Origin of the sequence: Micromonospora sp. WMMA1923 (assembly GCF_049179195.1) — a bacterium.
Classification (GTDB): Bacteria; Actinomycetota; Actinomycetes; order Mycobacteriales; family Micromonosporaceae; genus Micromonospora; species Micromonospora yangpuensis.
The window spans coordinates 2537351-2563171 of the sequence record NZ_JBMHLZ010000001.1; the positions used below are offsets into that span (position 1 = coordinate 2537351).

24 protein-coding genes and 1 tRNA gene are annotated in these 25821 nt (G+C 71.9%); 11 read left to right on the plus strand and 14 right to left on the minus strand.

Going from position 1 to position 25821, the window contains the following annotated elements; genetic code table 11:
• Positions 1-50: 50 nt before the first annotated feature.
• Positions 51-1214: a PP2C family protein-serine/threonine phosphatase gene (locus tag ACN28G_RS11370; RefSeq protein WP_091438466.1), complete on the minus strand. Its 1164-nt coding sequence runs from the start codon at positions 1212-1214 to the stop codon at positions 51-53.
• 208 nt (positions 1215-1422) lie between these two features.
• On the opposite strand from ACN28G_RS11370, the gene ACN28G_RS11375 reads away from it, so the two are divergent.
• The 3 genes from ACN28G_RS11375 (at position 1423) to ACN28G_RS11385 (ending at position 3335) form a co-directional block, all read left to right on the plus strand.
• A complete protein-coding gene (locus ACN28G_RS11375; RefSeq protein WP_091438470.1) occupies positions 1423-2292 on the plus strand; it encodes a universal stress protein in 870 nt (289 codons plus the stop codon).
• Positions 2293-2379: 87 nt separating this feature from the next.
• Complete coding sequence (locus ACN28G_RS11380) at positions 2380-2589, plus strand: phosphatidylethanolamine-binding protein (RefSeq protein WP_421479078.1); 210 nt, start codon at positions 2380-2382, stop codon at positions 2587-2589.
• A gap of 95 nt (positions 2590-2684) precedes the next feature.
• Entirely contained in the window at positions 2685-3335 is a 651-nt protein-coding gene (locus ACN28G_RS11385; RefSeq protein WP_421479079.1) for a hypothetical protein, read from the plus strand.
• Here the strand turns inward: ACN28G_RS11385 and ACN28G_RS11390 are convergent.
• The 8 genes from ACN28G_RS11390 to fdh all read right to left on the minus strand — a co-directional run bounded on the left by ACN28G_RS11390 (position 3332) and on the right by fdh (position 12274).
• Positions 3332-3511: a hypothetical protein gene (locus ACN28G_RS11390; RefSeq protein WP_091438481.1), complete on the minus strand. Its 180-nt coding sequence runs from the start codon at positions 3509-3511 to the stop codon at positions 3332-3334. The genes ACN28G_RS11385 and ACN28G_RS11390 overlap by 4 nt on opposite strands.
• Before the next feature lie 74 nt (positions 3512-3585).
• Positions 3586-3783 carry a hypothetical protein gene (locus tag ACN28G_RS11395; RefSeq protein WP_091446491.1) on the minus strand — a complete coding sequence of 66 codons (198 nt, stop codon included), beginning with the start codon at positions 3781-3783 and terminating at the stop codon, positions 3586-3588.
• A 42-nt stretch (positions 3784-3825) separates the two neighbouring features.
• Positions 3826-5583: a selenocysteine-specific translation elongation factor gene (gene selB, locus ACN28G_RS11400; RefSeq protein WP_421479080.1), complete on the minus strand. Its 1758-nt coding sequence runs from the start codon at positions 5581-5583 to the stop codon at positions 3826-3828.
• Position 5584: 1 nt separating this feature from the next.
• The gene (gene selA, locus ACN28G_RS11405) at positions 5585-6874 is read right to left on the minus strand and encodes an L-seryl-tRNA(Sec) selenium transferase (RefSeq protein WP_421479081.1); all 1290 of its coding nucleotides are present in this window, start codon (positions 6872-6874) and stop codon (positions 5585-5587) included.
• Between the two features lie 29 nt (positions 6875-6903).
• A tRNA-Sec gene (locus ACN28G_RS11410) sits at positions 6904-6996 on the minus strand.
• A 37-nt stretch (positions 6997-7033) separates the two neighbouring features.
• A complete protein-coding gene (gene nrfD, locus ACN28G_RS11415; RefSeq protein WP_421480891.1) occupies positions 7034-8038 on the minus strand; it encodes an NrfD/PsrC family molybdoenzyme membrane anchor subunit in 1005 nt (334 codons plus the stop codon).
• Positions 8039-8040: 2 nt separating this feature from the next.
• Positions 8041-8949: a 4Fe-4S dicluster domain-containing protein gene (locus tag ACN28G_RS11420; RefSeq protein ID WP_091446492.1), complete on the minus strand. Its 909-nt coding sequence runs from the start codon at positions 8947-8949 to the stop codon at positions 8041-8043.
• Positions 8942-12274, minus strand: a complete 3333-nt coding sequence (fdh, locus tag ACN28G_RS11425; protein ID WP_421479082.1) for a formate dehydrogenase — start codon at positions 12272-12274, stop codon at positions 8942-8944. Before fdh ends, ACN28G_RS11420 begins: the two co-directional genes overlap by 8 nt.
• 116 nt (positions 12275-12390) lie before the next feature.
• Here fdh and ACN28G_RS11430 point away from each other — a divergent pair, with 116 nt between their 5' ends.
• The 5 genes from ACN28G_RS11430 (at position 12391) to ACN28G_RS11450 (ending at position 15604) form a co-directional block, all read left to right on the plus strand.
• Positions 12391-12684 carry a hypothetical protein gene (locus ACN28G_RS11430; RefSeq protein ID WP_421479083.1) on the plus strand — a complete coding sequence of 98 codons (294 nt, stop codon included), beginning with the start codon at positions 12391-12393 and terminating at the stop codon, positions 12682-12684.
• A gap of 46 nt (positions 12685-12730) precedes the next feature.
• On the plus strand, positions 12731-13072 hold the full coding sequence (locus ACN28G_RS11435) for a hypothetical protein (protein ID WP_421479084.1): 342 nt from the start codon (positions 12731-12733) through the stop codon (positions 13070-13072).
• The gene (locus ACN28G_RS11440; RefSeq protein ID WP_421479085.1) at positions 13069-13728 is read left to right on the plus strand and encodes a nucleotidyl transferase AbiEii/AbiGii toxin family protein; all 660 of its coding nucleotides are present in this window, start codon (positions 13069-13071) and stop codon (positions 13726-13728) included. Before ACN28G_RS11435 ends, ACN28G_RS11440 begins: the two co-directional genes overlap by 4 nt.
• Positions 13729-13922: 194 nt before the next feature.
• Positions 13923-14159 (plus strand): hypothetical protein, encoded by a 237-nt coding sequence (locus tag ACN28G_RS11445; protein WP_091438535.1) that lies wholly within the window; start codon positions 13923-13925, stop codon positions 14157-14159.
• Complete coding sequence (locus tag ACN28G_RS11450) at positions 14156-15604, plus strand: MFS transporter (protein WP_229688351.1); 1449 nt, start codon at positions 14156-14158, stop codon at positions 15602-15604. The genes ACN28G_RS11445 and ACN28G_RS11450 overlap by 4 nt, the downstream gene beginning before the upstream one ends.
• Positions 15605-15698: 94 nt before the next feature.
• Here the strand turns inward: ACN28G_RS11450 and ACN28G_RS11455 are convergent, their stop codons facing one another.
• The 3 genes from ACN28G_RS11455 to ACN28G_RS11465 form a co-directional block, all read right to left on the minus strand.
• Positions 15699-16292 (minus strand): hypothetical protein, encoded by a 594-nt coding sequence (locus ACN28G_RS11455; RefSeq protein WP_091438538.1) that lies wholly within the window; start codon positions 16290-16292, stop codon positions 15699-15701.
• Between the two features lie 15 nt (positions 16293-16307).
• The gene (locus ACN28G_RS11460; protein WP_229688350.1) at positions 16308-18089 is read right to left on the minus strand and encodes a DUF4012 domain-containing protein; all 1782 of its coding nucleotides are present in this window, start codon (positions 18087-18089) and stop codon (positions 16308-16310) included.
• Between the two features lie 97 nt (positions 18090-18186).
• A complete protein-coding gene (locus ACN28G_RS11465; RefSeq protein WP_091438544.1) occupies positions 18187-19419 on the minus strand; it encodes a glycosyltransferase family 4 protein in 1233 nt (410 codons plus the stop codon).
• Between the two features lie 153 nt (positions 19420-19572).
• On the opposite strand from ACN28G_RS11465, the gene ACN28G_RS11470 reads away from it, so the two are divergent.
• Entirely contained in the window at positions 19573-20127 is a 555-nt protein-coding gene (locus ACN28G_RS11470) for a low molecular weight phosphatase family protein (RefSeq protein ID WP_421479086.1), read from the plus strand.
• On the opposite strand, the gene ACN28G_RS11475 is transcribed toward ACN28G_RS11470, so the two are convergent.
• On the minus strand, positions 20108-21553 hold the full coding sequence (locus ACN28G_RS11475; RefSeq protein ID WP_091438551.1) for a polysaccharide biosynthesis tyrosine autokinase: 1446 nt from the start codon (positions 21551-21553) through the stop codon (positions 20108-20110). The two genes, ACN28G_RS11470 and ACN28G_RS11475, sit on opposite strands and share 20 nt — an antisense overlap.
• Before the next feature lie 189 nt (positions 21554-21742).
• On the opposite strand from ACN28G_RS11475, the gene ACN28G_RS11480 reads away from it, so the two are divergent.
• Positions 21743-23602 carry a nucleoside-diphosphate sugar epimerase/dehydratase gene (locus ACN28G_RS11480; RefSeq protein WP_091438554.1) on the plus strand — a complete coding sequence of 620 codons (1860 nt, stop codon included), beginning with the start codon at positions 21743-21745 and terminating at the stop codon, positions 23600-23602.
• Between the two features lie 135 nt (positions 23603-23737).
• On the plus strand, positions 23738-25090 hold the full coding sequence (nhaA, locus tag ACN28G_RS11485; RefSeq protein WP_091438557.1) for a Na+/H+ antiporter NhaA: 1353 nt from the start codon (positions 23738-23740) through the stop codon (positions 25088-25090).
• Between the two features lie 43 nt (positions 25091-25133).
• Here the strand turns inward: nhaA and ACN28G_RS11490 are convergent, their stop codons facing one another.
• A complete protein-coding gene (locus ACN28G_RS11490; RefSeq protein ID WP_091438561.1) occupies positions 25134-25721 on the minus strand; it encodes a TMEM165/GDT1 family protein in 588 nt (195 codons plus the stop codon).
• Between the last annotated feature and the right edge of the window lie 100 nt (positions 25722-25821).

Sequence of the window (25821 nt, forward strand, 5' to 3'; positions counted from 1 at the left end):
CCTGCGATCGTCCCGCTCGTTCTCGACCGACAACTCGACTACCGCCCGCATCAGCCGGCCTGGTCGTGCGTGCCGTGCCAGTCGAGGCAGACCACGACCGCGTCGTCACGCAGATCCGCATCGGCATGGTAGGCGTGCAGCTCCCGCATCACCGTACCAACCGCCTCGGTCGCCGGCTGCAGCCGCGTGGCCCGCATCGCCCGCGCCATGGCCCGCTGCCCGTACGGCTCCGCCCCGCCCGGTGACGCGGCGTAGACACCGTCGGAGACGACGAACAGCCGGTCCCCGGCGACCAGGTCGAACTCCTGCACGTCGTAGCGGGTCTCGGCGAACATGCCCAGCGGCAGCTGCTGCTCCAGGGTGATCGCCGTCACGGCACCGCCGCGTAGCCGCAGCACGTGCGGGGAACCGGCGTCGACCGCCCGCACCCGCCCGGCGCGCACGTCGACCTCCAACAGCAGCGTCGCCACGTGCCGGCCACCCCGGTGCTGGTAGAAGATCGTGTCCGAGGCCAACTCGGCCTGCTCGACCAGCGCACCCCCGGACCGTCGGGCATTGCGCATCGCGTTGACCGTCACCGCCGTCAACAACGCCGACGGCAGGCCACTGCCCGCCCCGTTGAGCACCGTGACCGTCAACCGGTCACCGTCCAGGGACCAGTCGAAGTGGTCACCGCCGACGGTGTACGCCGGCTCCAACTGGCCGGCCAACAGAAACCCCGGCTGGTCGACGCTGCGCCCCGGCAGCAGGTCCCACTGCATCTCCGCGGCCATGCTCAACCGCTCGCGGCGCCGTACCCGCCGGTACCGGTCGGTCTCCCGGTCCGCCGCGCGTAACGCCACCGCCAGCTCACCGGCGACGTCACCGAGCTGCTCGACGGTGTCGGCCCCCGGCACCCGGGGCAGCTCCACCAGCAGCGCACCGAGGCGCTCCCCCCACACCGACAACGGCACGAACACCCGGCACCGGCCGTCCTCACCGGTGTCCAACACCGGCTGTTGGCTGCTGAAACACCGCTGGGCCAGCTGCTGGCCGGCATCGGTCAACGGCCCGCCCAGCACCGGCCACAGGCCGCTGATCTGGTAGTCGGCGATGAACACGTCGGTGCGGCAGGCCGCCAACGCCAGACGGATCGCGGCGTCGGCGGCCTCGGCCAACTGGTCGGGCGGCGCCGCCCGCAGCGCACGCGACACCCCTGCGGGCGCATCCGGCATGGTCGTCCTCCGCACATGTTCTTGCCGTAGGGCAAGCATCATACGGACGGTGGCCCACCGACCGCCGCCGGCACTGGCCGTCTCCGTCCGGGCGTCGCCGGCCGGCCACCCGACACCCCAGGAGGCACCGGTGCCCCGGTATCGGCCCGGCGACACCACGGCGACGGCGATACTGACCCCCGGAACCCAGGTGGGCAGGAGGTGACCGGTGAACTCGGCACACAACGCGGCGGTGGTCGTCGGCGTGGACGGCTCACCGCAGGCACTGCGGGCCGTCGGCCTGGCCGCCACCCAGGCCCACCGCCACCAACGGCCACTGCGGGTGGTACACGCCTTCATCTGGCCGAGGCTGCACCTGCCCACCGGTGGCCCATCCGGCAGCGCACTGCGCCCCCAGGCCGAACAGCTGGTCACCGAGGCCGTCGACACCGCCCGACGCACCATACCGGACCTGCCCGTCACCGGGGAGATCATCGACGGTGAGGCCTCGGCGGTCCTGCTCGGCGAAGCCCCCACCGCGGCGATGATCGTGCTCGGCGACCGGGGTCTCGGCGGCTTCGGGGCCCTGCTCGTCGGCTCCGTCGCCGTCCAGGTCACCACCTACGCCCCCGGCCCGGTGCTCATCGCCCGGGGCGCCGACCACCCCCACGGACCCGTCGTCGTCGGCGTCGACGGCTCACCGGTCTCCGCCGCCGCCGTCGACTTCGCCGCCCAGGAGGCCACCCTGCGCGGCACCGACCTCGTCGCGCTGCACGCCTACCGGCATCCCACCGCCACCTCCCCCGGCGACATGCAACCGGTCGTCTACGACAAGCAACGACTACGCCAGATCCACGACCAGATCGTCGCCGACGCCGTCGCCGACCTCACCCACCGCCTGCCCGACCTGACCGTCCACCGCCACCCGGTGCCCGCCCGCACCCGCACCGCCCTGCTCGACGCCTCCCGGCAGGCGCAACTGCTGGTCGTCGGCGGCCACGGCCACGGCGCGCTCGGCGGGCTGCTGCTCGGCTCGGTCAGCCAGGCGGTACTACACCACAGCGCCTGCCCGGTCGCCGTGGTCCGCGCCCCGCACTGACCCGCGCCCACCACACCCGGGCATGGGTGCGCCCCCGCCGGGTAGACCCACCGCGGCACACGCACACCACCCACGGGGAGGCCCACCATGGCGGGACCACGACCAGGCAGCAACGCCTACGACAAACAACGCGCGCGGCTGCGTACCGCCGTCGAGAACTCCGGACGCGCCACCGACAGCGAGGCCAACGACGTGGCCAACCAGGTGCTGCGCGAGGACCGCGGCCAACGCGGCGTGGTCCGCGGCGACCGCACCTACGGCCCCAAGGGCGAACGGGAAGCCGGCGACCCCAAGTGACCTGCCGTACCGGCCCACGCCGCTGAGCACCACCGACACGGGATACCCGCCGCGGACACCGGCATCGCGGCCGCCCCGGCGGGTACCCACCGGACATGACCGACCCGCACCGCACCGCCCGGGCCCTGCTGGACCGCCACGGCCGCACCTTCGCCGACGACGCCGGCATCACCCTCACCGACCGGCCCACCCCGCTGTACCAGCTACTGGTGCTCACCACCCTGCTCAGCACCCGCATCCGGGCATCCCTGGCGGTCAGCGCCGCCCGGCACCTGTTCGCCGCCGGCTACCGCACCCCGCACGCCATGGCCGCGGCGAGCTGGTCCGACCGCGTCGACGCCCTCGGGGCGGCCCACTACCGCCGCTACGACGAACGCACCGCCACCATGCTCGGCACCGCCGCCACACACTGCCAGCAGCGCTGGCACGGCGACCTGCGGCGGCTACACGCCGACACCGGCGCCGACCGCACGGCGCTGCGCCGCGCGCTCACCGAATTCCCCGGCATCGGACCCACCGGCGCCGACATCTTCCTCCGCGAGGCCCAGAGCGTCTGGCCGGACCTGCGGCCCTTCCTGGACCGCCGGGCCCTCGCCGGTGCCCGCCGGCTGGGCCTGCCCACCTCCGCGCCACAGCTGGCCCACCTGGTCGCACCCGCCGACCTCGGCCGCCTCGCCAGCGCCCTGGTCCGCGTCACCCTCGACGAGAAGGCCGCCACCGACATCAGCCGCCAGGTGACCGCCTAGGCGGCGTTACCCGGCCGGGTCAGATACCACACCAGCAACGCCGCGAGCAGCGCCAACACGATCAGCCCACCGGAGACCCCGGCCGGCTCGTCCGGCCCCCGCCCGGTGGTACCGAAGTAGATCACCGCGAGCCCGGCGAGCACCGCGAAGAAGGTACGCCACCCCCGGTCATTCACCCACCCGACGATACGACTTCACCTGCCACTTCTGTCCGATTCGGCAGAGGTGTCCTCCGGACGGGGGAAACCCGTCAGTCGACCTCCAGATCGTCCAACGAGATCGCATGGGTCATCAACCACCGCGCCAACGCCGGCATCCCGAACAACCACAACGGCGCCGACTCGGTCGTACCGTTGGTCGCCACCACCGCGAACCGCAGATCCGGCACCCGGTACGCCTCGATCCGCCACCGGTGGTTACGGTCCCGCCAGACCGCCGAAGGGTCCACCACCTGACCCTAACCACCACCGCAGACCCCCGCCGGCGAACCTCAACCCACCACCGACCGACTGTCGTCGGCATGCCGACGGGTCACCCCCGTGGCATCCAACAACTCCAACAACGGCACCGCCACCCGACGGGTGGTGTCCAACGCCCGCCGCGCCGCACCGACCGTGAACGGCTGCGGCAGACCCGCCAACACCCGCGCCGCCTCCTGCGGCACCCCCGGCAACAACACCACGTTGCCCGGCAACCGCAGCAACACCCCGGCCCGCACCGCCGCGGCCACCTCCCGCGGCCCCAACCCCCACCCGGCCAACCGGTCGGCCTCCGGCGCCCGGAACCGACACCCGGCGAACTCCACCCGCAACCGGTCCACCGCCCGCGCCACCGGCACCGGCAACCCACCGGCACCCTCGGCCACCACCCGACCGTCGACCACCCGCAACGGCGCCCGCACCAACGCCACCACCAACACCCGCTCCGGCAACCCCAGACGCCGCCGCAGCACCTCCACCGGCGGCCCCGGCTCCAACGGCCGCTCCCGCCCGTACCGCTCGACCTCCACCGCCAACGCCACCCGACACCGCGCCCAGTAGTCGACGTCGGCCAACCAGTCACCGGCCACCGGCACCGCACCCGCCGTCGACACCCCCATCCGGCGCAGGTCCCCCGCCCGCACCAGACGACGCCGCCGCACCTCCCCCACCAGATCCGCAACCCCGTCCACATCGGCCAACACCACCGCCCGGGCCGCCGCCGCACCCCGACGACGCAACACCGGCGGATCGGTGTCCAACACCCGCACCCCGGCGACCACACACCGCCGACCCGGATCCCGCAACAACGCCCGGTCCCCCACCAGCACCGGCAACGGCCGATCCAACCGCAGCCGCACCGTGTCCACACCCAACGGCCGCAACCGCACCGCCACCTGCGCCGACCCGACGTGCACCATCGCCGTCGCCGGCAACTGCGCCACCGGCACACCGCTGAGACGCACATCCCACACCGAGCTCAAGGCGAACCGGCCCGGACTCAACAACGCATCCCCCCGACCCACCCGCTCCCGGGGAACCCCACGCAGGTTCACCGCCACCCGCGCCACCGCCGACACCTCCGACCGCGCCACCCCCAACGACTGCAACCCCCGCACCCGCACCGGCGCGCCCAGCCCCGTCACCTCCAGGACGTCGTCCACCCGCAGCCGACCCGCGGCAAGGGTGCCGGTGACCACCGTGCCCGCCCCCCGCACCGTGAACGACCGATCCACCCACAGGCGCACCGGCGCATCGACCACCGGCGGCGCCATGCCGGCCACCAACCGCCCCAACGCCTCCCGCAACCGTGGCAGCCCCGCGCCGGTCACCGCGCTGACCGCCACCGCCTCCACACCCGCCAACGACGTACCGGCAAGCTCCTCCCGGGCCCGCGTCAACGCCATCCGAGGATCGGCCAGATCGGCACGCGTCACCACCAGCAGCCCCGCCGACACCCCCAGCGCGTCCAACGCCGCCAGATGCTCCGCCGACTGCGGCATCCACCCCTCGTCAGCGGCCACCACCACCAGCACCGCCGGCACCGGCCCCACCCCGGCCAGCATGTTCGGCACGAACCGCTCATGCCCCGGCACATCCACGAACGCCACCGTCGCCCCACCAGGCAGCGTCGTCCACGCGAACCCCAGGTCGATGGTCATCCCCCGGCGACGCTCCTCAGCCCACCGGTCCGGCTCCATCCCCGTCAACGCCCGCACCAACGTCGACTTCCCGTGATCGACATGACCGGCGGTGGCCACCACCCACATGTCAACCCGCCGGCCAGGCCCGCAACACCGCGTCGAGGACCACCCGGTCGGCCTCCACCGGCACACACCGCAGATCCACCAACAACCGCCCCCGCGACACCCGACCCACCACCGGCGGCGACCCGGTCCGCAACGGCCCCGCCACCTGCTCCGGCACACTCACCGCCCACGACTCCAGCCGTACCCCCGGCGCCCCACCACCACCGACCACCGCCACACTCGCCACCACCTCAGCCGGCCGACCCGCCGCCACCAAACCGGCACACAACCCCTGCGACCGCCGCCGCAACACACCCACATCGGCGTGCAACGCCGCCGACACCGGCGTCACCGGCGCACCCACCGTCGCCGCCAACGCCGCCAACGTCAACTTGTCCACCCGCAACGCCCGCGCCAACGGATGCCGCCGCAACCGCTGGACCACCTCCACCGCACCCAACAACAACCCGGCCTGCGGCCCACCCAACAACTTGTCCCCACTGGCGGTCACCAACGTCGCCCCCGCAGCCAGGACACTGGCCGCATCCGGCTCGTCAGGCAACAACGCGTCAGGGGCCAACAACCCCGAACCGATGTCCACCACCACCGGCACACCCAACGAGGCCAACTCCCGCACCGACACCTGCCCGGTGAACCCCGACACCACGAAATTCGACGGATGCACCTTCAACACGAAACCCGTCCCCGCACCCACCGCAGCCGCATAATCGGCCAACGTCGTCCGATTGGTGGTCCCCACCTCACGCAACCGGGCACCCGTGCTGACCAGCAGATCCGGCAACCGGAACCCGTCACCGATCTCCACCAGCTCACCCCGGCTCACCACGATCTCACCACCCGAGGCCAACACCGTCGCCGCCAACACCAACGCCGCCGCCCCGTTGTTCACCACATGCACCGCACCCGCCGCCGGCACCGCCGCCGCCAACGCCGCCACCGCGTCCCGACCCCGCCGCGCCCGCCCACCCGCGACCAGATCGAACTCCACATCGGTGTACCCGGCCGCAGCCACCACCGCCTCCACCGCCGCAGCCGACAACGGCGCCCGACCCAGATTCGTGTGCACCACCACACCCGTGGCGTTCAACACCGCCCGCGGCCCCGCCGGCAGCTCCGCCACCGCCGCCTCCACCACCGCACCCGGGTCGATCTCACCCCGCCGGGCCCGCTGCTGCGCCCGCCCGATCGCCTGCTTGACCCGCTCCCGACCCACCACCGCCACCGCCGCGGCCAACCGCGGCTCCACCAACAACACGTCGGTACGCGGCACCCGACGGCGCACATCACCCACCGCGACAGCACCCCCGAATCACCAGCTGACGGAGACGGACGGGAATCGAACCCGCCTGGCCCGGATCCCGGACCACACCGGTGTTGAAGACCGGGAGGGGCACCAGCCGCCTGAACGCCTCCACGCAGCAGTGAACCACAACCCGACCCGGCCCGCCGCTCAGGAACCCGAACCGGCCCCCGCCACCCGCCGCGCCAACCGCTGCCGCTGCGGCACCACCGTGTACCGCGGATCCCGCGCCGACACCACCCCCGCGTGGAACACCCCGAACCGGGTCGCCACCGACGCCGCCAACAACGCCACCCCCGACACCACCGACACCACCCGGCTACGCCGACCAGCCACCGCACCCACCGCACCCAGCACCGTCAACACCCTGGCGGCCCGCAACAACCGGCCCGCCACCCCCGACCGGTACGGCTCACTGAGCAAACCCAACCGGGTCTCCACCCGATGCGCACCCACCAACTCCAACGCCGCCCCGGCCACCGCCATCCGCCGCGCCGGACCACTCTCACCCGACGGCGCCGCCACCAACCCCACCCCCGCGCCACTGGCCAACGCGCTACCAGCGAAAATCACCGGCAACTCCGGATACGCCTCATGCCACGACGGCACCGCCGTGTCCGCCAACAACACCCCCGTGTACGTCGCCAACGCCGGCGCCGTCACCGCCGCCACCCACCCCGCGGCATGCCCCACCGGCGGCACCACCCGACGCCCCACCCCGGACACCCCCCGATCCGGCAACCAGGGCACCACCTCGGCCACCGCCGCCACCCCCGCCGCCGGACCGAACACACTCAGGATCCACGTCCCCACCGACATCGGCGACGTCGGCTTCACCACCCGCAACATGTGATGGAACCGCGCCGGCCGCCCCAGATCCGCCACCAGCAACACCCCACTGGCCACCACCCCCGCCAACGCCGCCACCCGCCCCACCCGACGCAACGCCGGCCGACCCGTCACCTGCGCACCCGCCGCCAACACCGACGACCCGGCCGCCAACCCACCCGTGAACAGATACGCCGCGATCTCCCACGTCCACACCGGCGGCTTCAACACCGGCCGCCCGTAGTACGAGGTGAACTCCGCCGCCGGCACCGCCAACGCCTCCCCACCACCACCGGAACGCCGCCGCCGACCCGCCCCACCCGACACCGTCACGACGACCCCCCGACAAACGCGGCCACCGCCGCCGCCACCATCGCCAACCCCGCCCACCCCGCCCGCCGCCACATCGCCGGCAGATCCCGCGTCGTCACCCGCGGATCCGGCGGCAACCCGTACACCTCCGGCTCATCCAACAACAGGAAGAACGCACCGTCACCACCCACACCATCCGCCGGATCATGACCGTACAACCGGGCCTGCGGCACCCCCCGCCCGCGCAACACCGACACCCGCTCCGCCGCCCGCTGACGCAACTCCTCCAACGGCCCGTACTGGATCGACTCCGTCGGACACGCCTGCGCACACGCCGGCGTCAACCCCGCACCCAACCGGTCATAACACAACGTGCACTTCCACGCCCGCCCATCACCCGCCCGCCGATCGATCACCCCGTACGGACACGCCGACACGCAGTACCCACACCCGTTGCAGATGTCCTCCTGCACCACCACCGACCCGAACTCCGTCCGGAACAACGCCCCCGTCGGACACACATCCAGACACGCCGCATCCGTGCAGTGCTTACAGACATCCGACATCATCAACCAGCGGAAATCCGTCCGCCCCGCCACCCCGGACTCCCGCCCCGGCGGCCCCGAACCCGGCATCCCCACAAACTGCGCCCCACCCGAGGCCACCGACGCCGACCCCGCAACCGCCGGCTGCTCCACGAACGCCACATGCCGCCACGAATCCGCCGTCAACGCCCCCGTGTTGTCATACGACATGCCCAGCAGGTCGAACCCCGACCCCGGCACGTCATTCCACTCCTTGCACGCCACCTCACACGCCTTACACCCGATACAGACACTCGTATCGGTGAAGAACCCCATCCGGGGCGCGGCACCGGACCAACCCGCCTCCCCCGCCGGATCCCGCCCACCGGCAACCTCAACCATCCCGCCCACCCTCCCCCGCCACCGACCCACGACCACCCCGGTCACTCTCATCCGCCGACCGGGACGTCTCGACCCACCCCGGCCCGGTCGTCAGAACCGGCGGCACCCCCGGCGGCACCAACCCCGCCCGACGCTGGTAGTCCACCACCAGATCCCGCAACCCAGGCCCCCTCGGCCGCCGCCCCGGCCGCACATCACACGTACCGACCTTGCTCTCCTGGATCAACACGTTCGGATCCAACGTGATCCCGAACAGATCATTCGCCGAATCACCCGTCACCAACCCCGCCGACCCGAAGTGATACGGCAACCACACCTGATGGATCACCCGACCATCCACCCGCAACGGCCGCAACCGCTCCGTCACCAACACCCGCGCCTCGATCACCGACCGCGCACTGACCAGATGCGCCCACCCCAGATGCGCCAACCCCACCAACCCCGCCACCTCCGGCGACACCTCCACGAACATCTCCGGCTGCAACTCCGCCAACGGCGCCACCGTCCGACTCATCCCACCCGCCGTGTGATGCTCCGTCAGCCGACTCACCGTGAACACGAACGGAAACACCCCGGCATGCGGCTGCGGCGGACTCGGATTCATCGGATTCACCGGATGGTCGTACACCTTCCGCGTCGGATTCGCCTGCTGGCCGTACAACGGATTACGCAACGGCGACTCCGCCGGCTCGTAGTGCGTCGGCAACGGCCCGTCCAACACCCCACTCGGCGCGAACAACCACGCCTTCCCGTCACCCTGCATCACGAACGGATCGTCACCAGCGATACCCGCCACCCCCGACGCCCCCACCGGCGGCCGGTACGACGGCGGCTTCGTCCGCTCGAAATCCGGCACGTCGTACCCCGTCCACTCCCCACGCCCGGCGTCCCACCACACATACCGCTTACGCTCACTCCACGGCCGCCCCTGCGGATCAGCCGACGCCCGGTTGTACAACATCCGCCGATTCGCCGGCCACGCCCAACCCCACTCCGCAGCCACCCAGTCCTGCTCCCGGCCCGGCCGACGACGCGCCGCCTGATTCACCCCGTCGGCGAAAACCCCGCAGTAGATCCAACACCCCACCGCCGTCGACCCGTCGTCCCGCGCCTCCGCGAACGACGACAACGGCCGACCCGACACCACATCGAAACCGTTGATCTCCCGCAACACCGCCTCCGCGCTCGGCTCCGCGTACGGCCCATGCGTCGGATAGTCCCACGCCAGATCCAACAACGCCCGATCCCTCGGCAACGTCGAGGCCGCCAACTTCTCCCGCAGCACCCGCCCCAGATGGAAGAAGAACCACAACTCCGACCGACAGTCACCCGGCGGATCCACCGCCTTCTCCCGCCACTGCACCAACCGCTGCGTCTGGGTGAACGTGCCCTCCTTCTCCACGTGCGAGGCCGCCGGCAACAGAAACACCTCGGTACGACACTCCGCCGGCACGATCTCCCCGGTGGCCACCTCCGGCGAATCCCGCCAGAAACTGGCACTCTCGATCTCGAACAGATCCCGCACCACCAGCCAGTCCAGATTCGCCATCCCCAGCCGCTGCGCCCGCCCGTGCGCCGAACCCACCGCCGGATTCTGCCCCAACAGGAAGTACCCCTTCACCTTCCCGTCGATCATGTTCAACACCTGCTGGTACGTGCCGTGATCACCGGTCATCCGCGGCAACCAGCCATACCCGAAATCGTTCTCCGGCGTCGCCGCGTCCCCCCAGTACGCCTTCAACAAACTCGCCGCGTACGCCCGCGCGTTACCCCAGAAACCCCTCTGCCCCGGACGGACGATGCTGCCCACCCAGTCGTCGAAAGTCCGATGATCCGCCGCATGCGGCATCGGAAGATACCCCGGCAACAGATTGAACAACGTCGGAATGTCCGTCGACCCCTGAATACTGGCGTGCCCCCGCAACGCCAGAATCCCACCACCCGGCCGACCCATGTTGCCCAACAACGTCTGAATGATCGCCCCGGTCCGGATGTACTGCACCCCGACACTGTGCTGCGTCCACCCCACCGAATACACCAACGCCCCGGTCCGCTCCCGACCCGAGTTCTCCGCCCACGCCCGCGCCAACCGCAGGAACATCTCCTGCGGAACACCACAGACCCGCTCCACCATCTCCGGCGTGTACCGCGCGAAATGCCGCTTCAGGATCTGGTACACACACCGCGGATGCTGCAACGTGTCATCCCGCAACCGCTCCCCCGACACCTCCGCACCATGCGACTCGTGCTCCAACCCCGCCGCCGAATCCCGCTCCTTGGCCGTGTGCCCACTACCCGAGGCCGACTCCTGCCCCGCGTACTGCCAACTGTCCTGCACATAACTCAACGTCTCCGGATCGAACCCCGAGAAGATGCCGTCGTTGTCCTCCGCGTCCACGAACGACTCACTCACGATCGCCGACGCGTTGGTGTAGGCCAACACGTACTCCCGGAAATCCAACTCGTTGTCCAGGATGTACCGCACCACCCCACCCAACAACGCGATATCCGTACCCGCCCGGATCGGCACGAACTCATCAGCCAACGCACTCGTCCGGGTGAACCGCGGATCCACGTGAAAAACCGTCGCACCGCGCTTCTTGGCCTCCATCACCCACTGGAAACCCACCGGATGGGCCTCAGCCATGTTGGAACCCTGAATGACGATGACGTCAGCGTTGACCAGATCCTGCTGAAAATCCGTCGCACCGCCGCGACCGAAGGAAGCCCCCAGACCGGGGACGGTGGCGGAGTGTCAAATACGCGCCTGATTCTCGATCTGCAACGCCCCCAACGCGGTGAACAACTTCTTGATGAGGTAGTTCTCCTCGTTGTCCAGCGTCGCCCCACCCAGGCTGGCCACACCCAACGTACGGTTCAACGGCCGCCCCTGCGCGTCAGCGTCCTCCCAGGTCTGCGCCCGGGCCGCCAACACCCGATCAGCGATCATGTCCAAGGCGACGTCGAGCTCCAGATCCTCCCACTCGGTGCCGTACGGCCGCCGGTAACGAACCTTCGTCACCCGCAACGGACTCGTCACCAGACTCCGACTCGCCGCGCCCTTCGGACAGAGCCGCCCCCGCGAGATCGGACTGTCCGGATCACCCTCGATCTGGGTGACCCGCCCCTCGGAGTGGAACACCCGCTGCCCACACCCCACCGCACAGTACGGACAGACCGACCGCGCCACCCCCTCGGCGGCCTCGGTACGGGCAGTCAACGCCGCCGACCGCGGCGACTGCGCCGCCGCACCCCGCCCCAGCGGATCCGTACCGGTCAGCTGCCGGTAGACCGGCCAGCCCGAGATGAACGTCCGAAACCCCACGACGTCACCCCCTCTGCCACCGGCCGACCCCTCCGACCATAGGTCACCGGACACCAGTACGCGAGCACACCGACCCAACCTGGTTTGCCACCTGCCAGGACGGCAACCCCGCCACCATGTCGGTACTGACCCCGGCCCTGCTCCTGAGCGCCACCGCCCTGGCCACCACCGCCCTGGGCCTGCCCACCGCCCGCCGGCTGCCCCGCCCCTGGCGCACCACCGTCACCGCCGGCACGCTGGGCAGCGCCCTGCTACTGCTCACCACACCCCTGACCGGCACACCCGGGCGCACTACGACGACCCTGCTGCCGATCGGACTGCTCTGGTGGTTCCTGCTCGCCTCGGCCGTCTGCCACACCGCCCGGGACCGACGACGGGGCCGCCCCGGACCACCCCCGCCACCGCGCTGACCGACAGGCCACCCGCGCATCCCACCTGCGGCGCTACCCTGACAGCATGCAGGGCGTCGTACCCGTCGCGGCCGGCGTGGCCCACCTGGCCCGCCCCGGCCGCCCCGCCGTCGTGACCCGGACCCTCGCCGAGCTCACCGGCCCCACCCACGGCCTGGTCGAGCTGCCGGTCCGCCTGATGTGGCACGCCGACCGCACCTTCGACCTCACCGACCCCGACCAGCTGCTCTGGATGTACGAGAACGTCCTGCGGGAGAGCACCCGCGCCGGCGACCTCCGCGAGTTGATCAACGGCGGGGTGCTGCGTCGCCGGTGGCGCGCCCTCAACCTCCCCCGCGGCGTACGCCAGGCGTGGGAGAGCCGGCACCGGACCCTGCGCACCACGTGACCGCCAGTCACCCGCACGATTTCTACCGCGAGGTGGCCCGGGTGGCCCTGACCGCCGCCGGCCCGCACCGCTTCGTCCTCGGCGGTGGCGTGGCCTGGGCGGCACACGGCCTGGTCACCCGCCCCACCGAGGACGTCGACCTGTTCGCCGACGTACCGGGAGCGGCGCTGGCCGCCGCCACCGAGGTCCGCACCGCCCTGCACCGGGCCGGCTTCCAGGTCGTCGACGCCGACCCGGACAGCGACCTGGCCGACCTGTTCGACGGCTTCGCGCAGGACATGAAGGACTTCCTGGTCAGCCGGGACGGGCGACGGATCCGGTTGAGCCTGGCCCGGCTCGACCGGCACCGCAGCCCGGTGGTGATGGATCTCGGGCCGGTGATGGACGTCCACGACCTGGTCGCGAACAAGACCGCCGCCCTGGTCAACCGCCGGGAGGTACGCGACTTCATCGACGTCGCCGCCGCCCTGGACCACTACCCCGTGGGTGAGCTGCTCCGGCTGGCCCGACAGCTCGACCCGGGCCTGGACGACGAGGACGTCCGGGCCGCCGGGCGGTACCTCGACCGGCTCCCCGATCGCCGGTTCGCCCGGTACGGACTGGACGAGGCCCAGGTGCGGCGGCTACGCCGCCGGCTGGGCGACTGGCCTCGATAGGTTCTTCCGGTTTCTGCTGTTGCGGTTCTGGGCGTGACTGGTGGGTGGGGTCACCACCTGTACGGCGTCCTAGGATGCTAGGTGTCTACCGGGCGGCTTGCCGCCGGCGGGCATCTTCGGCACGACACCGGGTACCCGCGCGGCGCGTGCCGCCGGTGCTGCCCGGGCGGCTCGGAGTCGAAGGAGGCGGGGCCATGCCGCAGGTGCAGTTGTCAGACCTCGAACTGCTCGTCTACGAGGCGGTGGCCACGCTGGAGACGCGCGGCCAGGTGCCCTACCCCGAGCTGATCGCCGAGGAGGCGGGGCTGACCGAGGAGCAGGTCCACGCGCCCCTGCGCCAGCTCACCGAGCGCAACCTGCTGCACCGGGAGGACTCCCCGCTGGCCGGCCTGGACTTCGGCCCCCGGTGGTGTGCCCGTCAGCTGGCGTGACCGGCACCGGTACCCGGCCCGACGGGGCCGACCGGCGACGGTGGCAGGCGCTCGGCGTCGGCCTGGTCGCGGCGTTCATGACCCTGCTCGACGTCAGCATCGTCAACGTCGCCGTGCCGTCGATCGACCGCGCGCTCGGTGCCACCACGAGCGACCTGCAGTGGGTGCTGTCGGGGTACGCGCTGACCTTCGGTCTGGTCCTGGTCCCCGCCGGACGCTTCGGCGACCTGCGGGGCCGCCGCGGTGCCTTCGTCTGCGGGGTCGCGCTGTTCACCGTGACCAGCGCGCTGGCCGGCCTGGCCCGCTCCCCCGAGTGGCTGGTGGCCGCCCGGCTGCTGCAGGGCGCCGCCGCCGGGGTGGTGAACCCCCAGGTCACGGGAATGATCCAGGAGCTGTTCCGGGGGCCGGAACGGGCCCGCCCGTTCGGTCTGCTCGGGGCCACCATCGGGGTGTCCACCGCGGTGGGTCCGCTGCTGGGAGGCATGCTCATCGCTCTCGGCGGGGAGCAGCAGGGCTGGCGTTGGGTCTTCTTCGTCAACGTGCCGGTGGGGGTGGTCGCGGTCCTGCTCGGTTGGCGGCTCGTCCCGGGCCGGCCAGCCGGCCGGCCCGAGGGGCGGGGACTGGATCCGGTCGGGGTCGGGCTGCTCGGACTCGGTGTCGTCGCGCTGCTGCTGCCCCTGGTGCAGCGCGAGCAGTGGCAGAGTCCGGCGAAGTGGCTACTGGTGCCGCTCGGGCTGGCGACCCTGGTCGCCTTCGGGTTCTGGGAACGTCACTATGCCCGAACCCGCAGCCCCCTGTTCGACCTGCGTCTGCTGCGGATCCGGTCGTACCTGCTGGGCGCGTTGATCGCCCTGGCCTACTTCGGCGGCTTCACCGCGGTCTTCTTCATCTTCACCCTCTACCTGCAGAACGGGCTGGGCTACAGCGCCCTGGTCGCCGGCCTGGCGATCACCCCGTTCGCGCTGGGTTCGGCGGTCACCTCCGCCCTCGGTGGCCGGATCGTCAACCGGCGCGGCCGGCCACTTGTCGCCGTCGGTCTGGTCGTGGTGGTGCTCGGGCTGGGCGCCGTGCTCGGGTTGTCCCGGCTCGCACCCGACGCGCCCGTGCCGCTGGTACTCGCCGCGCCGCTGCTGGTCGCCGGGCTCGGCAGCGGGCTGGTGATCTCGCCGAACCAGACGCTCACCCTGGCCCGGGTGCCGGTGCCCCAGGCCGGCAGCGGCGCGGGCATGCTCCAGACCGGACAACGGATCGGCTCGGCCACCGGCATCGCCGCGGTCGGTACGGTCCTGTTCGGCAACCTCGCCGCCACCGGTGACTGGACCACCGCCTTCCGCCACGCGCTGCTGTTGGCCACCGGCATCATCGCGGTGGCCCTGGTCGCCGCCCTGCTGGACATCCGGGTCGCACGCGCACACCCGTCAGCGTCGGGTGACAGCGGGCGGTAGCCGGCGGAGAGCGGCACGCCGACGGCGTCCACCACATGCCGTGGTGGACGCCGTCGGCGGTGTTCCGGGCCCTGCCCGGCCTCACCGGGGGAGGTCAGTCACCCGCCGAGCCGAAGCGGCTGCGCCGGCGCCAGGCCAGGGTCAGCAGCATCAGGACGGCTCCCGCGCCGACCAGGCCACCACCGACCTTCACCGGGGTGCCGACGTTGTCGCCGGTCACCGGCAGCCAGCCACCCTTGTGCGGCGGCTTGCCACCGTGGTGCGGCGGCCAGGTGTGGCTGGGCGAGGGCTGCGGTCGGGGCAGCACCCGCAGGGTGGTCGACGCGGTCCGACCGGAGGTCTGACCCACCGCGGTGAAGGTGTACGTGCCCTCGATGGTGGGGGTGTAGGGCACCGAGAACCGGCCGTTGGCGTCGGCCACCACGGTGATCGACGGCAGCACCGGGTTGACCGTGACGCTGATGACCACGGTCTCGCCGGGCAGGAACCCGGCACCGGTGAGGGTGACGGTGTTACCGACGGTGGTGGTGGTCGGGGTCACCGTCAGGGCCGGTGGCTGGGGCGGGTAGTCCGTGGGCGAGACGCTCTGTGACGGTGTCGGCTGCGGCGCTGCCGCGGCCGCCACGGCCGGTGCGGCCACCACGGCCAGACCGACCGTGAGCGCCATGATGATGCGGGTTAGCCGCATGATGGTTCCCTCCTACTAGTGACAGGCTGGTGCGGTATCTATCTGGGTGGTCCACGGGGTGGCGGTGGGTGTGTGCCAGAGGTGCGCCGTGCCGACGGTGGTGTCCACCGCGGTCAGCAGGTCGACCTCGAGGGTCCGGGACTTTCCCGGGCCCAGCTCTACGTTGGCGACGACGACGTGCCGTCCCCGTTCGGTGCCGCTGCCGAGCGCCACCTCGGTCCCGTCGAGCCGTCCGCCCAGCACCGTGCCGCCTGCTGGACTGAAGACGTTGACCAGCGTGCGGACGGTGTACGGCGGGACGTGTTTCGCCGGCCCGAGCACCGAGGAGGTGAGTCCGTCGCGCGGTACCGACGAGTGCAGGGTGAGCCGCAGCCGAAGCGAACGCCTACCGTCGGGACGGCACGCGCCGACCGTCAGGTTCGCCGTCTGCGTGAGGTAGTAGCTGAGCTTCGCGCCCGTGCCGTCGTTGAGGAAGACACCGACGGTCGGCTCCTTCTCCTGCTCCGGCAACGTCCCGGCCACCCGGCTGGTGGTCAGGATCTGCTGCTCCGCTGCCCTGGCACTCCAAAACAATATCCGGCGTTCATGTACGGAACGGCTCAATGCCGACAAAACACCCGGAAGGCTTACCTGGCGCGCCAGCAGGCTGTTGAACACCGCCGACGCCGCGGCCGAGAAGAACTCGTCCTGCTCGACGGTGTCGAGGCGCAGGTAGGCGTCGGAGAGCAGGGTGCGGACCGCGGTCTGCGCGGTCAGTTTCGGGCCGTCCGGCACGGTGACCGGTCCGGTGGCCGCCAGCAGGTACGACAGCGCGACCGGATCCACCGCCAGCACCCCGTCGACAGTGGTACCGGTCCGCCGCCGGACCATCTCCCGGTAGAGCTTCGCCGCCGTCGGGAAGTGTGGGGTGAGGTTCACGTCGCCCGGGAAGACCCCGGGCAGGTCGGTGTACAGGTGCCGCATCTCGGTGCTGAGCAGGTCGACAGGTGGGTCGAACCGCAGCAGGGTCGCCGAGGAACTGCCCTGGGAGACGATGCGTACCCGGCCGTCGTCGGCCCGGATCAACGCGTACGCCCCCAGCATGCCGCCGGTGGCCCGGACCTCGGCCAGGTTCTGGGAGACCAGCAGATAGGACCGCGGCCCGTCGGCGCCCAGCAGGGCGGGCAGCACCCGGGCGCCCTGGCTGGCCGTCGCGGTCAGCTGCGACAACCGGTCCGTCTCCTGCCGTAGCGCGGTCAGCGCGGCACCGACCTGGGGCAGCAGACCGTCGGTGGACAGACCCGCCAACCTGGCCCGGTTCCGCTGTACCGCCTCGTCCCCGGCGGTCAGCGGACCGGCGACCGCTTTGAGCGCGGAGAGGTCGAGTTTCCCGCCCCGGGGCAGTAGCGCGGTGAGGTCCACCCGCAGCAGCGACGGGAACGCGTGCCGGGACAGGTCGTCGATCACCGCCGCGATCTGCCCGACCGTGTCCAGGTCGTCGCCGACGTACGGCAGCCACCCGGCGATCGACCAGGTCGGACCCGCGGTCGCGGCGCGGGCCTGGCGGGCCTGTTCCTGCAGGGCCGAGAGGGTCCGTTGGGCCCGGTCGGTGTCGCCCTGGGTCAGCTGGGCGCTGAGTTCCTGGGCGAGTTCGGCGGCGTTGAGCAGGTGGGCGCGGGCTTGCCAACCACGCAGGCCCACCCAGCCGACGGACACCACCAGCAGGCAGCACGCGACCAGAGTGGCGAGCAGCGCCCGGCGACGCCGGATCCGCCGGCGACGCCGGGACAGGCGTGGCCTCGGGGTCGTCCACCGCACCACCGTCACCCTCCGATCCGAAAAGCATGCAAAAAGTAGTCAGTCAGTCCGCTACTTCATAACATGTCCGGTACGTGATTATCAGTTACATCGGTGACTAATGTTGCAGTTGAGAGCTTTTCTCCATTGACTCGGTGGCGACCTCGTGCAGCAGGCGCTCGACGCGGTCCACCCCGGCCCGCAGCGACATCTGCCGCAGATAGGCGTCCCGACCCCGCCGCCCCATCTCCAGACGGGCGCTGGCCGGGATCGCGGCGGCCAGCCAGAACCGGTCGGCCAACGCCGCCCAGTCCTCCGGCGGGCAGGACAGCCCGGCCCGGGCGGACTCGACGAACTCGGCCGTGTCGCCACCGGCGGAGACCACGACCGGCGCGGCACAGGCCAACGCTGCCGGCAGCTTCGTCGGTACGGTGCCGGACAGCTCGGGCAGATCACGGGTCGCCACGAGCTGGTAGTCGGCGGCGGCGTACCACTCGGGCATCTCCAGCGCCGGCCGGCGGGGCACGAACCGTACGTTGCGCGCCCCCACCTCGGCGGCGAACTCCCGGACCCGTTGTTCCCGCTCCCCCGAGCCGACCAGGACCAGCTCCATGGTCCGCTCCAGCGGCACCGCCGCCCGTATCGCGGTCTCCAGACGCTGCCCGGCGCCGATGGTGCCGGCGTGCAGCACCACACAGCGACCATCCCCACCGACCAGCCGGCGGACCTCCGGGCTCGCGCTGACCGGCCGGAACAGACGCTCGTCGGTCCAGCTGAGCACCACCCGGACCCGGTCCTCGCGAGCACCGTCGGCGACCACCAGGTCCCGCATGGCCGACGTGCCCACCACGACCCGGTCCGCCGACCGGTACGCCCCCCGGGTGGCCGTGGCGAGCCGGTCCGCCCAACGCCCCGGGGTGTCGGCGGCCCACGCCCCCGGCCAGAGCCCCTGTACGTGCAGCACGGTCGGCACCGCGCCCAGTACCCGGCGGACCGCGGCGGTGGCGAACACGCCCGCCGGATGCTGGCAGACGTACAACGCGTCGACGCCCCGCAGGAACCGTCGGGCGACCCCCGCCGCGCTGGCGGCGAAGGAGAGGTGGCTCACCAGCGGGCCCCGGGTCGTGCCGTCACCGGTGAGCCGGGGCACCCGACGGACGGTCAGCCCCTGACTGTGCGTCTCGTGGTGCCACCGCTGCCGCCAGCCCGGGTAGACGTGCCCGCCGGGGTAGTCGGGGAAGCCGGTCAACACCCGTACCTGGTGTCCGCGCGCGGCCAGCTCCTCGGCCAGGCTGCCCGCCAGGAAGGCCGGCTCCGGCGGAAAGTGGTACGACAGCATCCCGATTCTCACCGGTCCGCTCTCCTTCCCGGCGCGGCGGGGCCCGGCTCCCGGCGCGCCGGCGCATACGATGCCGGCATCCCCTCACCGACCGACCGGAGGCCGCCGAGCCACGCCGACCGGTCGACGACGCCTCGTTCGACCGCACCGTGGAGAGGGGCCCCGATGGTCGACCGGATCCTGTTCGTGTGCCACGCCAACCTGTGCCGCTCGCCGATGGCCGAGTACCTCGCCGCCGACCTGCTTGCCAAGCTGCCGGTCGCGGTGGCCAGCGCCGGCACCCACGCCGTCGAGGGCCGGCCGATGCATCCGTACGCCGCCGAGGTCGCCGCCGGCACCGGTGCGGTGCCGGCGGACTTCCGCAGCCGCCGGGTCGCCCCCGGGCAGCTCCTGGAGGCGGCGCTGGTGCTGACCGCCACCCGCAACCAACGCTCGGCCTGCGTCGCGCTGGCGCCCGCGGCGCTGCACCGGGTGTTCACGCTGCGCCAGTTCGCCCGGCTGGCCGAGCTGGCGCCGCGACCGGAGGCCGCCACCGGCCAGCCGCTACGGGCGGCGGTACGCGCCGCCGCCCAGGCGCGGGGGCGGCTGCAGCCGGCCGCTCCCGCCGACGACGACCTGGCCGACCCGCTCGGCGGCCCGCTCGCGGATTTCCGCCAGTGTGCGCGCGTGATAGAGCGGTGCGTGCTGCCGGTCGCGGCGCTCATCGAGGCAGCCGGGTGAGCTCCTGGGTCGGATCGGCGACCCGGTCCGGCCCGAGGAACGCGCCGTGCTGGCCGGACGGGGCCGACCGGGCGGCGGGCACCTCGATCCGGTAGCTCTCGTACCGGTACGCGTCGGCCTTGCCCAGCTTCGCCTGGTTGAGCACGCAGCCGAGCAGCCGCACGGAGACCGACTGCAGGGCGTGCGCCGCCGCACTGACCTGGCCCCGGTCGGTGCGACCGTGCTGGCTGACCAGCAGGGCGCCGTCGGCCTGGACGGCGACCACCACTCCGTCGGTGACGCTGCTCAGCGGCGCGGTGTCGATGATCACGATGTCGGCGGACTCCCTCAGCACCACCAACAGGTCCGCCATCGCCTTGGACCCGAGCAGCTCACTGGGGTTCGGCGGGGTCGACCCGCTGGGCAGCACCAGCAGCGACTTGTCACCCCAGCGCTGCACCACGTCGCCGACCTGCACGTCACCGACGAGCACGTCGGTGAGCCCGACGCTGGACTCCAGGTTCAGGTATTCGGCGACCTTGGGGCGACGCAGGTCGGCGTCGACCAGCGCGACCCGCCAGCCGGCCTCGGCCAGGGCGATCGCCAGGTTGCAGCTGATGGTGGTCTTGCCCTCGCCCTGCAGGGCGCTGGTCACCGCGATGACCCGGGCGGGTTCGTGCACGTCGACGAAGCGCAGGTTGGTACGCAGCTTCCGGATCGCCTCGGCGCGGGGGGAGTTGGCGGCCTCGCCGACGATCAACGGATCGGTCCGGGCGGTGCCGTCGAAGGGGATCTCGCCCAACAGCGGGCTACCGGTGGCGCGTTGCAGGCTGATGGCGTCGCGCAGCCGGGTGTCGAGTTTGGTCCGCAGCACCGCCAGCGCGACCCCGGCGAGCAGCCCGCCCAGCGTGCCGAGTCCGTAGTTGCGCAGCGGTTGCGGGGAGACCGGGGTGGAGCCGACCCGGGGGCCGCCGATCACCTCGACCTTGATCGGGGCGGTGCGCCCCTCCGGTGGGGTCTCCACCTGCTTGATCAGTTCGACGAAGCCCGCCGCCACCGCCTCGGTCAGCCGCAGCGCCCGGGTCGCGTCGGTGTCGGTCACCGTGGCCCGCAGCAGCACCGTGTCGGGGACGGTCTGCGCCGCGATCCGGCTGCGCACCCCCTCGGCCGTCAGGCCCAGCGGCTGGCGCTCCACCACGCTGGCCGCCAACCGGTCGCTCTGCAACAGGTCGACGTAGGACTTGACCCGCTGCTGCATGAAGATGCTGCCCTGGTACGCCTCGCTGACGCCCTGGTTGGGGGTGGTGACGAAGAAGGTCACCGAGGCGGCGTACCGGGGTTGTGCGCGCAGCGTGACCAGGGTGGTGAGGCCCAGCGCCACCATGACCGTGACCAGCACGATCCACCAGTGGCGGCGAACCGCGTGCAAGTAGTCACGAACATCCATCAGCTGTACCTCCTCGAGCCGACACCGGCGGCCGGGAAATCCCCCGGAACACCCCATGTCTATGACAAAGTTCATGACGGGCTTTGATTGATAACTAATGCCCCGTTACCGGACGAAACGAATGTAGACGATGCGGCACCTCACCCGGCCGTAAACCACTCATCCGGGCCTAGAAGCCGAGGGCAGAGCATGGACACCGCAGCACCGACCACACCCGCAGCAACCGGTGACCGGCGCCGTCGCCCGGTCCCGCGCCGCCGCGGTGCCCTGTCCTGGTTAACGCTGGACACCCTCGCCTGGTGCGGGGGACTGTCGACCGCCGCATGGACCCGCTTCGAGTTCACGCTCACCGCCGGCCAGTGCGGGTGGGTGCTGGTCACCGCACTGGCCTGCGCGGCGGTGCACGCCAGCATCGGTCAGGTCCGCCGCAGCCTGCGCGGGCACGACCCGGTGGGCAGCCTCGACGAGGCCCGCGAGCTGGCCGGCACCGCCGCGCTGGCGGCCGCCAGCGCGCTGCTGGTGATCCTGCCGATGCCGGAGCGGCCGGTGCCCGCCACCACCCCCGTGGTCGGTGCGGTCATCGCACTGTTGATCATGGCGGTCGGTCGGTCGGCCTACCGGTACCACCGGGACCGGCACCCGGGGACGAGTCAGCCGGCAACCCGCGCGCTGATCTACGGCGTGGACGCCACCACCGCCCGGCTGGTGCGGGCGCTGCGCGCCGACCCGCTCGGCCGGTACCTGCCGGTCGGGCTGCTCGACGACGAACTCGGCAAGCGGGACCTGCGACTCGACGGCGTACGGGTACTCGGCGGCCGGCACCAGATCGGCGCGGCCCTGCAGCGCACCGGAGCCGACACGGTGATCTTCTGCATGGTCGGCTCCGACACCGGCCTGCTCCGCGACGTACGCGACCGGACCGTGCGCGCCGGCGCCACCTTCAAGGTGCTGCCGCCGCTGCACGACCTGCTGGACCGCCCGCCGGCGGTCACCGACGTACGCGACATCCAGCTCACCGACCTGCTCGGCCGGGCCCCACGGGCGGTCGCGCCGACCCGCGAACGCAACGGTCTGCGCGGTCGCCGGGTGCTGGTCACCGGAGCCGGTGGCTCCATCGGCAGCGAACTGTGCCAGCAGATCGCCCGCTGCGAACCGGGTGAGCTGATGATGCTCGACCGTGACGAGTCGGCGCTGCACGCCTTGCAGATGTCACTGTACGGGCGGGCGTTGCTCGACGGTCCGGAGCTGATCCTGGCCGACATCCGCGACGCCGAGCAGGTCAGTCGGATCATCGCCGAACGCCGGCCGGAGATCGTCTTCCACGCCGCGGCGCTGAAGCACCTGCCCCTGCTGCAACGGCACCCGGGAGAGGCGGTCAAGACCAACATCCTGGGCACCCTGAACGTGCTGGAGGCCTGCCGCGACGTCGCCGAGTTCGTCAACATCTCCACCGACAAGGCGGCCGACCCGATCAGTGTGCTCGGCTACTCCAAGCGGCTGACCGAACAGCTGACCGCCCACTACGCCGCCCGCTCCGGCGCCCGGTACCTCAGCGTCCGGTTCGGCAACGTGCTCAGCAGCCGGGGCTCGGTGCTGACCGCCTTCCGGTCCCAGCTGGCGGCCGGACTGCCGATCACGGTGACCCACCCCGACGTCACCCGCTACTTCATGACCAAGCAGGAGGCGGTGCACCTGGTGTTGCAGGCCGCCACGATCGGCCGGGGCGGCGAGGCCCTCGTGCTCGACATGGGCGAACCGGTCCGCATCGCCGACGTCGCCCGCCGGCTGGCCGACGAGTCCGCCACCAACGCCGGGATCGTCTTCACCGGGCTGCGGCCCGGTGAGAAGCTGCACGAGGACCTCTTCGGCGCCGACGAGATCGACACCCGGCCCATCCACCCGCTCATCTCGCACGTCGGCGTGCCCCCGCTCAGCCCGCAGGACGCCCGGCGACTCGACCCGTACGCGGCGGTCGACGACCTGATCGCCCAGTTGGCCGCGCTCTGCGCCCAGCGGCCCGCGCTGAGTACCCTGGCCACCCCCCGGTGAGGCCGGGTGAGACGAGCCTCCCACGCCGCCCGGCTCGCCCACCCGGCCCCGGGTGGCTAGAGTCTGACCTGGTGTGCCGGGAAGTCTGGTCGGCGATGGCTACGACCGTTCCCGACAGCAAGGCGGCCCACCACCATGACCGAACCCCGTCCGAGTCCCGACCGCCCCCGGGGCATCGGCCGACTGTTCCGACGTACCTCCTGGCCGGAGGCCCGCTTCCTGGCCGACATCCTGCGCACCGAGACCGTCGGCGGCGGGCTGCTGCTGGCCGGCGCGGTGATCGCCCTGGTCTGGGCGAACTCCCCCTGGGGGGACCGGTACGCCGACCTCGGCGCCTGGGTGCCGCTACCCGGCGCGGACGGCCTGCACCTGGACCTGTCGCTGTCCGCGTGGGCCGCCGACGGTCTGCTGGCGATCTTCTTCTTCGTGGTGGGCCTGGAGCTCAAACGCGAGTTCGTCGCCGGTGAGCTGCGCGACCCCCGCCGCGCGGCGCTGCCCGTGGTGGCCGCGGTCGGCGGCATGGTGGCCCCCGCGCTGATCTACGTCGCGGTCAACCTCGCCGCCGGCGGCGACGCGCTGGAGGGCTGGGCGATCCCCACCGCTACCGACATCGCCTTCGCGCTGGCGGTGCTGGCCGTGGTCGGGGCGTACCTGCCGCAGGGACTGCGGGCCTTCCTGCTCACCCTGGCCGTGGTCGACGACCTGCTGGCGATCAGCATCATCGCGATCTTCTACACCGCCGACTTCAGCCCGCTGCCGCTGCTGGCCGCACTGCTGCCGATCGCCGCCTTCGGCCTCCTGGTGCAGCGGCGACGCACCTGGTGGTGGGCGTTGCTGCCGCTGGCGTTCACCGCCTGGACGCTGGTGCACGCCTCCGGGGTGCACGCCACCGTCGCCGGTGTCCTGCTCGGCTTCACCGTCCCGGTGCTCGGCGACCGTCGCGGCAAGGTCGGGCCGCCCGGCGGGGAGCACCGACCCGGGCTCGCCGAGCACCTGGAGCACCGGTGGCGGCCGATCTCGGCCGGCTTCGCGGTGCCGGTCTTCGCCTTCTTCGCCGCCGGGGTGTCGCTGCGCGACGCCGACCTGGCCGCGGTGCTCACCGACCCGATCGTGCTCGGCGTCGTCGCCGGCCTGGTGCTGGGCAAGCCGCTGGGCATCCTCGGCTCGACCTACCTGCTGGCCAGGTTCACCCGCGCCAAGCTCGACGAGGACATCGGCTGGTGGGACCTGCTCGGGGTGGCGCTGCTGGCCGGGATCGGCTTCACCGTGTCGCTGCTCATCGGCGAACTGGCCTTCGGCAGCGGCAGCCTGGCCGACGACCACGTCAAGACCGCGGTGCTGGCCGGCTCGGTGCTCTCGGCGACGCTGGCCGCGGTGGTGCTCAGCCGGCGCAACCGCGCCTACCGGCGCATCGCCCTGCGCGAGCGGGTCGACGCCGACGGCGACGGGGTGCCCGACGTCTACCAGGACCGCCCGAACGGTCACTGACCCGTCGGTGGGGTGCGCCGCCGGCGCACCCCACCGACGGAACTCAGGTCAGCTCCCGGACGGCCTCCAGGATCAGCCAGAGACCGCAGATGGTGAAGAGCGCCGCCGCACCGTACTTGATGGTGCGCTCCGGCAGCTTCCTGCCGAGCAACCGGCCGACCAGGATGGCCAACGCGTCCGCGACGACCATGCCGACGGTCGAGCCGATCCAGGTGCCGAACCAGCCGTACTGGGTGGCCAGGGTGATGGTGGCCAGCATCGTCTTGTCACCCAGCTCGGCCAGGAAGAAGGCGATACCGACGGTGACGATGGCGGACTTGGTCGACCGCTCGGCCTTGCGCTTCTCCTCCTCGGTGAGGCTGTCTCCGCGCAGGGTCCACGCGCCGAAGCCGAGGAACGCCAGGCCGGCGACCAGCGAGATCCACCCGGTGGGCAGGGTCGCGCCCAGGCCGTAGCCGATGGCCACCGAGACCAGGTGCACCACCGCGGTGGCGATGGTGATGCCGATCAACACCGGCACCGTCTTGAACCGGGTCGCGAACGTCAGTGCCATGAGCTGGGACTTGTCCCCCAGCTCCGCGACGAAGATCACGCCGAAGCTGACCACCAGCGCGACGAAGAAGCCTTCCACAGGAACACCTTCCCGATCCAGGCCGGGAAGAGGATCACAGGCGCCCTCGACCCGGCTGCGACAGCCTGAGTCGAAGGTCTCGCCCGCCCTGGGAACAGGG